At 60.7% G+C, this 12,298-nt stretch carries 11 protein-coding genes; 3 read left to right on the plus strand and 8 right to left on the minus strand.

From position 1 onward, the window contains the following. Positions 1-47: 47 nt before the first annotated feature. Positions 48-2,285, plus strand: coding sequence for a TonB-dependent siderophore receptor (locus LIY36_RS22125; protein WP_226457157.1), 2,238 nt, complete (start codon positions 48-50; stop codon positions 2,283-2,285). 154 nt (positions 2,286-2,439) lie between these two features. Continuing rightward, positions 2,440-2,661: a hypothetical protein gene (locus LIY36_RS22130; protein WP_226457158.1), complete on the plus strand. Its 222-nt coding sequence runs from the start codon at positions 2,440-2,442 to the stop codon at positions 2,659-2,661. A 99-nt stretch (positions 2,662-2,760) separates the two neighbouring features. On the opposite strand, the gene LIY36_RS22135 is transcribed toward LIY36_RS22130, so the two are convergent. The 8 genes from LIY36_RS22135 to LIY36_RS22170 form a co-directional block, all read right to left on the minus strand. Next, entirely contained in the window at positions 2,761-3,252 is a 492-nt protein-coding gene (locus LIY36_RS22135) for a GNAT family N-acetyltransferase (RefSeq protein ID WP_226457159.1), read from the minus strand. Positions 3,253-3,417: 165 nt separating this feature from the next. Next, positions 3,418-4,524 (minus strand): cell division protein ZapE, encoded by a 1,107-nt coding sequence (gene zapE, locus LIY36_RS22140; protein ID WP_226457160.1) that lies wholly within the window; start codon positions 4,522-4,524, stop codon positions 3,418-3,420. Positions 4,525-4,529: 5 nt separating this feature from the next. Beyond that, positions 4,530-7,187 carry an aminopeptidase N gene (gene pepN, locus LIY36_RS22145; RefSeq protein WP_226457161.1) on the minus strand — a complete coding sequence of 886 codons (2,658 nt, stop codon included), beginning with the start codon at positions 7,185-7,187 and terminating at the stop codon, positions 4,530-4,532. Between the two features lie 13 nt (positions 7,188-7,200). After that, positions 7,201-8,031, minus strand: coding sequence for a DUF2797 domain-containing protein (locus LIY36_RS22150; RefSeq protein WP_226457162.1), 831 nt, complete (start codon positions 8,029-8,031; stop codon positions 7,201-7,203). Next, entirely contained in the window at positions 8,028-8,288 is a 261-nt protein-coding gene (locus LIY36_RS22155; protein WP_065927897.1) for a YeaC family protein, read from the minus strand. Before LIY36_RS22155 ends, LIY36_RS22150 begins: the two co-directional genes overlap by 4 nt. Before the next feature lie 13 nt (positions 8,289-8,301). Then, positions 8,302-9,171 carry a rhomboid family intramembrane serine protease gene (locus LIY36_RS22160; protein WP_226457163.1) on the minus strand — a complete coding sequence of 290 codons (870 nt, stop codon included), beginning with the start codon at positions 9,169-9,171 and terminating at the stop codon, positions 8,302-8,304. After that, the gene (locus LIY36_RS22165; RefSeq protein ID WP_226457164.1) at positions 9,168-10,139 is read right to left on the minus strand and encodes a metallophosphoesterase; all 972 of its coding nucleotides are present in this window, start codon (positions 10,137-10,139) and stop codon (positions 9,168-9,170) included. Before LIY36_RS22165 ends, LIY36_RS22160 begins: the two co-directional genes overlap by 4 nt. Beyond that, positions 10,139-11,029 (minus strand): NAD(+) kinase, encoded by an 891-nt coding sequence (locus LIY36_RS22170; protein ID WP_003217892.1) that lies wholly within the window; start codon positions 11,027-11,029, stop codon positions 10,139-10,141. The genes LIY36_RS22165 and LIY36_RS22170 overlap by 1 nt, the downstream gene beginning before the upstream one ends. A gap of 145 nt (positions 11,030-11,174) precedes the next feature. Between LIY36_RS22170 and LIY36_RS22175 the strand changes: the two genes are divergently transcribed. Then, entirely contained in the window at positions 11,175-12,122 is a 948-nt protein-coding gene (locus LIY36_RS22175) for a DUF1853 family protein (protein WP_226457165.1), read from the plus strand. The last annotated feature ends 176 nt before the right edge of the window (positions 12,123-12,298 follow it).

Below are 12,298 nucleotides of genomic sequence, written 5' to 3' on the forward strand. Positions count from 1 at the left end.
CCTTTTCTTACCGAGAAGGCCTCAAAGACGACAAGGAGTCTTCCGCGATGTTCGCGCCTTTTACCCGTTCCATGACCTTCTCCCTCGGCCTGTTCAGTGCCGCACTGAGCCCGCACCTGCTGGCTGAAACCGACCCCGACGCCACGCCGAGCAAGGCCCTGGAGCTGGGCAGCACCAGCATCACCGCCGAAGGCCTTGGCACCACCACCGAGCACACCGGGGCCTATACTACCGGCTCGATGAGCACCGCCACCCGGCTGAACCTGTCGATCAAGGAAACCCCGCAGTCGATCTCGGTGGTGACTCGCCAGCAGATGGATGATTTCAATCTCAATACACTGACTGATGTACTGCGCCAGACCACCGGGGTTACCGTCCAGCATCTGGATTCGGACCGGGCGGGCTACTCGTCGCGTGGCTACGGCATCGATAACTTCCAGATCGACGGCATGCTCAACACCTTCGGGCGCATGAAGTCAGACGCCGACACCATCATCTACGACCGTATTGAAGTGGTGCGGGGCGCCACCGGATTGACCACCGGCGCCGGCAACCCTTCGGCCACGGTCAACATGATCCGCAAACGCCCCACCGCCCAGTGGCAAGCCAAGACCGGCGTCAGCGGTGCCAGCCATGACAACTACTACAGCTACCTGGACGTCGGCGGCCCACTGGCATTTGATGGGCGCCTGCGTGGGCGTACGGTGCTGGCGTACCGCGACAGCAAGTCGTTTCGCGACAATTACGCGCTGCAACGGGAAGTCGGCTACGGCATTCTCGAGGGCGACCTGACAGACGACACCGTGGTCGCCGTAGGCTTCGATTACCAGAACAAACATGTGCAGGGCAGCTCCTGGGGCACCCTTCCCTATTGGAACAGCGACGGCAGCAAGGCACGACTCTCGCGCTCGGCCAACCTGGCTGCAGATTGGAGCTCTTGGCCACTCAAGGACAAGACCACCTTTGCCTCCATCGACCACAAGCTGTCGGCCGACTGGCGTCTCAAAGCCGCTTATACCCATCGACAAAGTGATACCGACGGCAAGGTGTATTACGGCGGTGCGGGCTTCCCCAATCCGGATGGCAGTGGCATGACCGCCTGGACCAACCAGATGGTCGGCACTTCGAAAATGGACGTGGTCGATTTGAATCTCAACGGCACCTATGCGCTGCTGGGTCGCGAGCATGAGCTGATGGTGGGTTACGGTGAGTCCCAGCAGCGCGATGCTTCGCCCTACCAGCGCTTCACCACGCCTGACGGCTACGAAACCATCGAGGACTGGAAGCACATGGGCGCCATCGCCAAGTTCCCCGACCGCACCACCAACCTTCAGGGCGAACACTCGCGCAAGAAACAGAAGGCCGGTTACCTCGCCACGCGCCTGAGCCTGACCGACAAACTGCACGCCGTGCTGGGCAGCCGTTATGGCAGTTGGGACATCGAAAGCGTGTCGCCGGAGTACGACGCCAGCTTCAACCTGACCAAAGCCACCAAAACCAGCCAGACCCACAACGACATGTGGACCCCCTACGCGGGCCTGCTGTACGACATCACGCCGCAGTACACCGTGTACGCCAGCTACACCGACATCTTCAACCCGCAAAGCGTGCGTGATGTCAGCCGCAAATACCTTGAGCCCGTGGTCGGCAGCAACTATGAGCTCGGCATCAAGGGCAGCCTGCTCAACGAGCGCGTAAACCTGGCCGCTGCGTATTTCTGGAGCACCCAGGACAACGTCGCCGAACTGGACAACGCAGCCGAACCAGACCCAGTGACCCGCGAACAGTTCTACACATCCAGCGGCAAAGGCAGCAAGGTCCAAGGGTTCGAGGCCGAGGTATCGGGCGAAGTGCTGCCCGACTGGAACCTCACGGCGGGCTACAGCTACACGCACTCGCTCAATGGTGATAAGCAACGCAACAACACCAACGTGCCGCTGAACATGCTCAAGGTGTCGACGTCCTACCGCCTGCCGGGCGAATGGCGCGGGCTGACAGTGGGCGGCGGAGTGAACTGGCAGAGTGATTTCTACCAGTTCGCCGACCGCCCCAGCGGTGGCCGGGACGATGAGGGCTACCTGAACACCCAACGCGCCAAGATCACCCAGCAGGCCTACACCGTCGTCAACTTGATGTCGCGCTACCAGTTCGACGAGCACGTGTCGGCTTCGGTGAACGTGAATAATCTATTCGATAAAAAGTACTACGAACGCGTCGGCTTTTATAACGGCGTGTATTGGGGCGACCCACGCTCTATTACACTGGCGCTGGACTGGAAACTTTAATCCCCCTGCCCTGCGGCGCTTCGAAACTTAACAAAAATATTAAGTTTCGACGCCGCTCAGTTAAGCCTCTCTTAATAAAGCCTGCACATAATCGGCCCCACGAGTCTGGTCCAAGCGGACCGACACCCCTCAAAACCAACTGGGAATACCGACGATGAAACTCTCTACGCTGATGCTTGCAGGCTTGATGACCCTGACCTCTGCTGCCGCTTTTGCCGAAGGCGGCGCCGAGCGTTCGAAGGAGTTCTACGCCAACTTCAAGCTCATGCAAGAGCAGTCCAATGGCAAAGCCGAGCAAACTGCGGCCAATGACGCAAAACAACCAAAGCCTGAACAAGCGGCTCAACGCGGCGACGAGCAACAACCGAAGATTTAATCAACGCGCAACTCCCTTAGCCTTCCCGCTCCTTTGGCCAAGGTAAACTTGGCGCCAGATTCTGGCGCCTTTTTTTTTGCACGCTTAACAACTCACTACTTACAACGGTTTATTCCAGAACAGCATGCGGCCGTGCGCCGGATCAAACTTCGAATCGTCAAAACCAAACTTCCGATACGCCGATTGTGCGACTGCATTGCCCTCAAGTACTTCCAGGGTAATCTTGCAGCAACCACGCTGACGGGCGATTTCTTCGACCTTCTGCAGCATTTTCTGGCTAAGACCCAAGCCACGGAACTGTTGCATCACCACCACATCATGGATGTTGACCAAGGGACGGCACGCAAAGGTCGAGAACCCCTCGAAGCAGTTGACCAACCCCGCCGGCTCACCGCCGACAAATGCCAGCACGCTGAATGCGTGTGGGCGCTTGGCCAGCTCGCCAGGCAGTTGCAGCAACAGGTCGGCAGGCAAGCTGTGACCGCCCCCCATCGGGTCTTCGGCGTAATGGTTGAGTACCAGGCTGATGGCCTCGGCGTGCACGGTATTGGTGTAGCTGGCTTGCAGCACCAGAATGTCTGGAGTGTCCATTGCCTTCCTCGATCGCGACAACACGGGAATCGTCTCCCTTTGAGGCGAACGATTGTATGCGCGGCGCAGGCTATAGATGAAGGAGATTTACTACCAATACCCGACAGAAACGGCACAGGTTGTGCGCATCCACACGCACCAACAAGGCAGTGCGCGGAATTTTTCTCACATGCCAAAGCGCTGCAACTGCATCTCCTGCAAACGGCTGAGTGTGCGACGAAATGCAAATTCCAGGTAGCCTTCGGTGTAAAGACACTCCAGAGGCACCGCCGCCTCGATGAACAACGGCACCTTGCGGTCGTAGCACTCATCCACCAGCGCAATGAAACGCCGCACGCTGTCATCGTGTACCGACAGTTCGGGTAGCTCCCGATCCCCCGCCGCCACCCGCTGTGCACCGTCCTCGGTGCCACGTGCAATGCGTCCCGGACGCTTCTGCGCGCTCAGGTTGGGCACCTCGCCCACCAAGATCGCACGGTAACGATCACACAACTGCATGAAATCCATGGCCGACAGCGGTTGCTCGCATAGGTCGGCATAACGGCACCAGAGCACGGTCTCGCTGGCCTGCACTGCCATGATCGAACGATAACCGACGCTGACCGCCCCCTTGCTGACGGCTTGCCCTTCACTCAAGTGCTTGAACACCTCGGCCAAGGCCTCGGGCCGATTCACCCAATAACGTTGCAGCCCGGTGCCAGGGTGTAGACGGTGATCCTCAGCGCCGTCCACTGCCACCACCTGCATATGCTGTTTGATCGCCGCGATACCCGGCAGGAAACGCTCACGGTTGAACCCGCCGGCGTACAACTGGTCGGGCGGCTGGTTGGATGTGCAGACCATCACCACCCCCTCGTCAAACATCACCTGGAACAGGCGACCCAGGATGATGGCGTCACCAATGTCATTGACGAACAGCTCGTCAAAACACAGCACGCGCACCTCCCGGGCCAACTCTCGGGCCAGGGCTTGCAAGGGATCGTGGATACCCGTGAGCTGAAACGAGCGCTGGTGCACCCAGCCCATGAAGTGATGAAAATGCTGGCGCCGCGCCGGCACGCGCAGGCTTTGATAGAACTGGTCCATCAGCCAGGTCTTGCCACGCCCCACCGGCCCCCACAGGTAAACCCCGGCGACGTGTGAACGGCCTTGATGCAGCGCCTCGTGACACGCTTGCAAAGCCTCCACCGCCCGACGCTGGGCGTCGTCGGTAACGAAGCCCTGCTCGGCGATGGCGTGCTGATAGGCGGCCAGTGGCGAATCAAATGCCATGGGCTTTACGCAAGGCTCTTGCTGACCACCTCGAACACGTCGCTCGACAACTCTCCCGAGGCGCGAATGCGCTCCAGCTCGGCCTTCATCAGCGCCTGACGTGCGCTGTCATACTTGCGCCAGCGGGTCAGCGGCGCCAATTGACGCGAAGCAATCTGCGGGTTGAACCCGTTCAACTGGATCACCAGATCCGCCAGGAAGCGATAGCCCGAGCCATCTGCCGCGTGGAAGTTGATCAGGTTCTGCCCGGCAAACGCGCCAATCAATGCACGCACCTTGTTCGGGTTCTTCAGGGTGAACGCCGGGTGCTCCATCAACGCCCGCACCCGCGCCAACCCGCCGGGCAAGGTGCTGCCGGCCTGGACGCTGAACCACTGGTCCATGACCAGCGGGTTGTCCTTGAAGTTCTCGGCAAATACCGCCAATGCCTGGGCCTTCTCGGCGTCAAACGGCGAATTGACCAACACCGCCAGTGCGGTCAGGCGCTCGGTCATGTTGTCGCTGGCGTCGAACTGCTCCAACGTCGCAGCCAACACCTCGGGCTTGCCGCTGAGCATCAGGTAGGACAACGCAATATTCTGCAAAGCACGACGGGCAAAGTGCTCGGCCGCGGCCACGTAAGGGGTCTTCTTCGACAGCTCGCGATTGGCCTGGTAACGCAGCCACAAGGCGTCATGCAGCTTGTCCGCCAATTGTTTGCGGGCAAACTCGCGGGCAGCGTGGATGGCATCGACATCCGCCACTTCGCTGATTTCCGTCAGATAGGCTTCGCCTGGCAGCGCGAGCATTTCCGCAACCATTGCCTGGTCCAGCGATTCATCGCTGAGCACCGTGCCCAGCGCGTCGACCAGGCGCTGGTCCAGCTGCAGCGGCTGACCGGCCTGATGCTGGCCGATCAGTTCCTGCAACACCTGTACCGCCAACTGCTGGCCGGCGTCCCAGCGGTTGAAGCCGTCGCTGTCGTGCTGCATCAGGAACATCAGTTGATCGCGGTTGTACGGGAAGCTCAACTTCACCGGCGCCGAGAAGCCGCGCAGCAGCGAAGGCAGCGGCTGCTCGGGGATGTCGACGAACGTGAAGGTCTGCTCGGCCTCGGTCACCGAGATCACCCGTGACGTAGCACCAGCGCTGGCTTCGCCGGCCAGACGCAAGGCGATAGCCGCGCCCTGCGCGTCCAGCAAGCCCAACGCCACGGGAATCACGAACGGCAGTTTTTCCACCTTGTCCGGGGTTTGCGGACAGCTCTGGCGGAAGGTCAGGCTGTAGGTTTTTGCCACGGCATCGTAGGACTCGCTCACAGCCAGGCGTGGGGTGCCGGCCTGGCTGTACCAGCGCTTGAACTGGGTCAGGTCGGCACCGTTGGCGTCTTCCATGGCCTTGATGAAGTCGTCGCAGGTCACGGCCTGGCCGTCATGGCGTTCGAAATACAGGTCGCTGCCTTTGCGGAAGCCTTCGGCACCGAGCAAGGTATGGATCATACCGACAACTTCCGAACCCTTTTCGTACACGGTCAGGGTGTAGAAGTTGGATATCTCGATAAAGCTGTCCGGGCGCACCGCGTGAGCCATGGGGCCGGCGTCTTCAGCGAACTGGTGCGTACGCAGGTACGCCACGTCCTGAATGCGCTTGACGGTGGCCGAGTTCATGTCGGCAGAGAATTGCGAGTCACGGTAGACGGTGAACCCTTCCTTGAGCGACAGCTGGAACCAGTCGCGGCAGGTCACGCGGTTGCCCGACCAGTTGTGGAAGTATTCGTGGGCGACAATCGCCTCGACCCGCTGGTGCGCGGCATCGGTGGCGGTTTCAGCACGGGCCAGCACGGCGCTGGAGTTGAAGATGTTGAGGCCCTTGTTTTCCATGGCGCCCATGTTGAAGTCGTTGACGGCAACGATCATGAAGATGTCGAGATCGTACTCACGGCCGTAGGTTTCTTCGTCCCAGCGCATGGATTTTTTCAGGCTGGTCATGGCGTGCTGGCATTTGTCGATGTTTTCCGGCTCGACGTAGATGCGCAATGCCACTTCACGCTGGGTCATGGTGGTGAAGCTGTCTTCAACGCACCACAGGTCACCGGCTACCAGCGCAAACAGGTAGGCTGGTTTCTTGAACGGGTCTTCCCAGGTCGCCCAGTGGCGGCCGTCTTCGCCCGGGCCGCTGGCAATCGGGTTGCCGTTGGACAGCAGCACCGGGTAGCTGTGCTGTTCGGCGATCACCGTGGTGGTGAAGGTGCTCATGACGTCAGGGCGGTCGAGGTAGTAGGTGATCTTGCGGAAGCCCTCGGCTTCGCACTGGGTGCAGAACATGCCGCCGGATTTGTACAGGCCTTCAAGGGCGGTGTTGGTTTCCGGGTGGATTTTTACCGTGGTATCCAAGGTAAACGTCTCACTTTTCGGCTGCAGCGTGAGGTGACTGTCGGTCAACTGGTAATCGGCGCCAGTCAGTTGCTGGTCCGCCAGGTTCACGCTCAACAACTCAAGTTGCTGCCCATCCAGCACCAGCGGCGGCAAGCCCGCGCCGCGCTCAGGGTTACGGCGCATTACCAGTTGCGCGTGGACCAGGCTGTGGTCCTCGAACAACTCGAAGGTCAGGTGCGTCTCGTCGATCAGGTAGTCCGGCGCCTGATAGTCCTTGAGGTAAATCATCTTCGGTTGTTCGGTGCGCATGCTTGGTGTCCTTCTACTGATGCACGGCGAGCTGGTAGGCCGTGTACTTGCGGATATTGATGACGCCGGTATCGAAGATCAGGTATTGGCCCTTGACCCCCAGCAGCGTGCCTTCGGCAATCGGGTTCTTGTCCAGATTGAAGCTGACGATCTTGGCGGGATATTGCTCCACCGGGTAGCGGATTTCTATCGGCTCGATGTCGGTAACGGGTTGGATGGCTTGTAGGCCAAAGCGTTCCTGCAAGGCGCTGATGCCTTCGGCACAGGACGTGAACAGTTCATCGCGCACTTGCTTGAGGTCCACGGACGCAGCGTTGCCTTTGAGCAATGCGCGCCAATTGGTCTTGTCGGCCACTTGGCTACGGAACACATCTTCAACGAAACCGGACTGCTGGCGGGTCGCCACGCGCATGATCGGCAGCGCCTGGATCGCGCCCTGGTCCAACCAACGGGTCGGCAACTGAGTGGCACGGGTGATACCGACCTTGATCCCCGACGAATTCGCCAGGTACACCACATGGTCGGTCATGCAGAATTTCTCGCCCCAGGACGGTTCACGGCAGGTGCCTGCGTCGTAATGGCAACGCTCGGGGCTCATGATGCACAGGTCACACTGCGCCAGCTTGGTCATGCACGGGTAGCAATACCCCTGGCTGAAGCTGGTCTTGGTCTTGCGGCCGCAATGGCTGCAATGGATGGCGCCAAGGTATTCCAGGCGGATATGGCTGCCGATCAACGGATTGACCGGCACCTCGGCATCGCCCAGGCGAAACGCGTATTGAACGGTCGGCTCACCGAGTTGCGCCGACATTTTGCTGACTGCACCACGACCGATTTCAATCAATGGATCGCATCCGACTTGAACAGGATGTTCGGTACGGTGGTCGACTTCGACTGGCATTCCTGCGGGCCCATGTAGCCGGTGCGCTGCTCTTCCGGCAGGTTCTGGATTTCCCAGGCAATCATCGCCTGTAACGACAGCTCGCGTTGCTCGGCACTGAGCTTGCGGCCATCGGACCATTTGCCGATTTCCACGGCAAGCTTGAGGCTCGCGTAGATGTCCGGGGTGATGTTTTCGATCATTTCAGCAAAAGAGGACATGAGCTCTTCCTTATCAAATAGAAGATTTGCGGCGGTTGTACACACCACCCAGCAAACCGGTCAGGCAACCGATAACCAAGCCACCGACGTGGGCCGCGTTGGCGATTTCGCCGAAACCGATCATCGAGACCAGCCCCGACATGCACAACACCAACCACACCAGCATCATCACCAGCACCCCACGGGGCAGACGATACGCCGGGTTGGGCGACAGTAATTGAAAAATCCAGCAATGCCCGAGCAAGCCATACAACACGCCGGACAAACCGCCGAACAGGCTCGGACCGCCGTAAGCGTATTGCGCGTAGTTGGAGACCAGGCTGAACAACAGGGTCAGGCCGAGCAGGTTGATGCTGCCCTGGCGCACTTCGATGCGCCGGCCCAGCTCCCAGTACCACATGCCGTTCATGGCCAGGTGCAGGATGCCGAAGTGGATCAGCATCGGCGTGACCAGGCGCCACCACTGGCCCGACGCAAGGCTGTCGGCCAACGGCGTGAACTGGATGTATTCGCCCATGATGCGAAACGGCAGAAACGTCAGCCAGGCCATGGCCTGCAGGTTTTCACCAAGCAAGGTCACCGCACCCACGATAATGCTCGCCAGCAGCACCAACGCGGTCACCGGGCTGTGGCGCAGTTGCTGCACAAAGCTTGGGCGCGTCACCGGCGCCTGCTCGGGAATATCCAGTTGCTGGTCCGGGTCACCGGCAGGAAAGCGTTGATACAACACGCGCACGTCGTCACTGATGGTTTCCGGCACCCACAACACCTGCTCGCCCGCTTCCTCGCTGACGCGATGGGGCACCTGCATGCGTTGCAGCAGCTTGACGAAACCGCTCAGGTCAACGCTCAGGGGCAAGCGCAATACCGCCACGCTACTCATACAATCACCTCGGGTCGCTCAACGTCGACCCATACGAATTTACGTGGGTCCAGGCGGGTTTCCTGGTCCAGTCGATACGCCACCAACTTGCCGTACAGCACCGCGCTGTAGTCCAGGCAGGCCAGGTTCTCGCGGATCGGTGCCGGTTTGCCGCTGCGCCAGTAATGCCCGACGAACAACAATGGCTCGTCGATGCCATAGCGCAGCAGGGAATTCTTTTCGGTGGACGACAACGGCGTACGCGCCACCGGTTCGGGCAGTGCGTCGGGCTGGAACACGATGTCGCCGTAGGTTTTCGGGTCGTCTTCCCAGAATTTGGTGCGAAAGAACGAGCGCGTCAGGCCATCACCGCCGGTCAGCGTCAAGCCGTCCGGCAAGCGCATGTCGGTACCGCGCAACAGGCGATCAAAGGCGTTGCAGGCAAAGCTGCCCGGCACAGCGGCGGCCTGCAGGAAATGCTGGTCGATGCAGCCATCCGGGAACGTCGCACGCAAAGGTTGGATGAAGCCGTCATCCCAGCACGCATGCACCACACGAAAGCGCCCGGCGTCGACAAACAGCGGCATGTCGTAGAACCAGCCGAGGAAGTCATGCCAGTCGCCGGGGTGCTGTTCGAATTGGGTCAGCGTCTCGTGGAGCAACCGCGCATGCCGTGGGTTGTGTTCGCGCACGAACTGCTTGCCGCTGCCCGGCGGCGCCGGTGTGCTCCAGCCCAGCGCATTGAATTCATGGTTACCCATGATGCACAGCGCCTGGCCTGCTTCGGTCATGTCGTGGACGATATGCAGCGCCTCGCGAATACGCGGACCGCGGTCGATAATATCGCCCAGGAACACCGCCATCCGCGACGGGTGGCGCCAAGTGCCGCCCAGCTTGTGGTAGCCCATTTGGTCGAGCAAGTGCTCAAGGGTATGGGCGCAACCGTGCACGTCACCAATCAGGTCGTAGCTACGCGCGGGATCGAGCATCAGTCGCCTCCACCCCCCAAGCGGCTGCCCCAGCCCAACTTGGTGCGGCACACTTCGTAGTAGTTGTGGTCCAGCGGGTGGATCAACCGCAACTTCTGTGCCTTCTTGCTCACGGTGATGGTGTCACCGGGGGCGCAGGTGAAATGGTTCTGCCCGTCACACGATACCTGCGGGTAGATCTGCATGTCTTTGGACACCACGATTTTCAGCTCACTGTTGCCATCGACCACAATCGGCCGGCTGGACAACATATGAGGGTACATCGGCACGATCACAATGGCATCCAGCTTGGGATGCATGATCGGACCACCGGCGGACAGCGCGTAGGCGGTGGAGCCGGTGGGCGTGGCGACGATCAGGCCGTCAGCCTTCTGGCTGCACACGAACTGGCCGTCGATATACAGCTCGAACTCGATCATCCGCGTGGACTTGCCGGGGTGCAGCACCACGTCATTGAGGGCATCGCCCTGGCCGATGGCTTCACCATGGCGGCGCACTTCGGCTTGCAGCAGGAAGCGGTTTTCCACCAGGTAGTGGCCGTCGAGCACCTTGGCCACTTCGACTTCCAGCTCATCCGGGCGGATGTCCGTCAGGAAACCCAAGCTCCCCCGGTTGATCCCCAGCACCGGCACGTTATGCCGCGCCAACGCCCGGGCGGCGCCAAGCAGGCTACCGTCGCCCCCGACCACGATGACCATGTCACAGACTTCGCCGAGCATCTTGCGCGACGAGGTTTGCAGGCCATGGCCCGGCAGGATTTCGGCGATGGTGTCTTCGAGGATCACATGCAGGTGGCGTTCCAGCAGGAATTTTTTCAGCCGGCGGACGGTGTCCAGCACCTGGGTACTGCCCAGGCGACCGATAATGCCGATATTGCGAAACTGCTCCATGGGGCTCCTGCGGGGTGTGCGGCGTGGCGGAAAACCGCGATTATGGGCGAAAGGCCGCCCCAGGCAAAATCCTTTGTCGCCGCGAAGCCTTGATGACAATGGTTCTCAGCCACCTGCACCACGGTTAAACGGCTATGCTCGGACCATGACTGTGTTCCCGGATCTGCACAACCTGCCCCGCCAGTTGCGCCGCCCTGAGGTGCGCGACCTCGCGTGGGTGATGCTCGCACCGCCGATGCTCAGCCAGACGCCGTGGCCGCAACGCCATCCATTGGCGGGCAGCGATTGGGTGCAAGCGCCGCATTTGCTGGAAGGCTGGCTACGTCAACTCGATCAAGACAGCAGCGCACTGCAACAGTGGCTGAGTCTGTCCCGCACCCGACGCCTTGGCCTGTACTGCGAGCGGTTGTGGCAGTTCGCCGTGCAGCACGCGCCCGGTGTGGAATTGCTGGCCGCCAACCTGCCGATCCGCCGTGCCGGACATACCCTCGGGGAGCTGGATATGCTGCTGCGCGACCGCGATGGCGTGCATCACCTGGAATTGGCGATCAAACTATACCTCGGCCCTCAAGCTGGCGACGGTAGAGACACCGCCTTGTGGCTGGGCCCTGGCTGCCATGATCGGCTGGACCGCAAGCTGACGCACCTGGCCCAACACCAATTACCGATTTCTGCGCGGGCGGAGAGCCGCGAAGCGCTGGCCGCTCTGGATATTCAGCAGTTCGACGCGCATTTATGGCTGGGTGGCTACTTGCTCTACCCCTGGCCCGGCGAAGCCGACGAACCCCTTGGCGCCCACCCTCAACATTTGCGCGGACGCTGGCTGCATCAGCGCGACTGGCAAGCATTCGCCAGCACCCGCCAACCCGGCCGCTGGCAACCCCTGCCCCGCCATGCCTGGCTGGCGCCAGCACATTACCCTGCGAGTGAGGTGTGGAGTGAAGCGCAGATGCAGGGGTGGCTGGAAGAACTCGACCCGATGGCGCCGGCGCAATTGTTGGTGCGGATGGTGCAGATGGACGGGGATTGGGAAGAGGCGGAGCGGTTGTTTTTGGTGGCGGATCTTTGGCCGGATGTGCCGGGGGGTGGCTGACAACTGCGTGGCGCGTTTTCTGTCCCCAACGCAAGCAAGCCAGCTCACACCGCAAATAGGCAGCGCGGGCCAACCCGGGAACTGGCTTGGCTGGGCAGCGTCACCCTGCCTATTAAGGAAACTCTACTTCGCGCAATGGGTGCATGCTTTCCGGGACCGGGTGGGTTAGCCCGTTT

It is taken from the genome of Pseudomonas sp. AF03-9 (assembly GCF_020515815.1).
Classification (GTDB): domain Bacteria; phylum Pseudomonadota; class Gammaproteobacteria; order Pseudomonadales; family Pseudomonadaceae; genus Aquipseudomonas.

Coding starts and splice junctions, on each gene's coding strand:
- zapE (WP_226457160.1), bottom strand. CDS start 4,524: ATGGCATTTGATTCGCCACTGGCCGCCTATCAGCACGCCATCGCCGAG.
- LIY36_RS22125 (WP_226457157.1), top strand. CDS start 48: ATGTTCGCGCCTTTTACCCGTTCCATGACCTTCTCCCTCGGCCTGTTC.
- pepN (WP_226457161.1), bottom strand. CDS start 7,187: ATGCGCACCGAACAACCGAAGATGATTTACCTCAAGGACTATCAGGCG.
- LIY36_RS22135 (WP_226457159.1), bottom strand. CDS start 3,252: ATGGACACTCCAGACATTCTGGTGCTGCAAGCCAGCTACACCAATACC.
- LIY36_RS22130 (WP_226457158.1), top strand. CDS start 2,440: ATGAAACTCTCTACGCTGATGCTTGCAGGCTTGATGACCCTGACCTCT.
- LIY36_RS22170 (WP_003217892.1), bottom strand. CDS start 11,029: ATGGAGCAGTTTCGCAATATCGGCATTATCGGTCGCCTGGGCAGTACC.
- LIY36_RS22165 (WP_226457164.1), bottom strand. CDS start 10,139: ATGCTCGATCCCGCGCGTAGCTACGACCTGATTGGTGACGTGCACGGT.
- LIY36_RS22160 (WP_226457163.1), bottom strand. CDS start 9,171: ATGAGTAGCGTGGCGGTATTGCGCTTGCCCCTGAGCGTTGACCTGAGC.
- LIY36_RS22155 (WP_065927897.1), bottom strand. CDS start 8,288: ATGTCCTCTTTTGCTGAAATGATCGAAAACATCACCCCGGACATCTAC.
- LIY36_RS22175 (WP_226457165.1), top strand. CDS start 11,175: ATGACTGTGTTCCCGGATCTGCACAACCTGCCCCGCCAGTTGCGCCGC.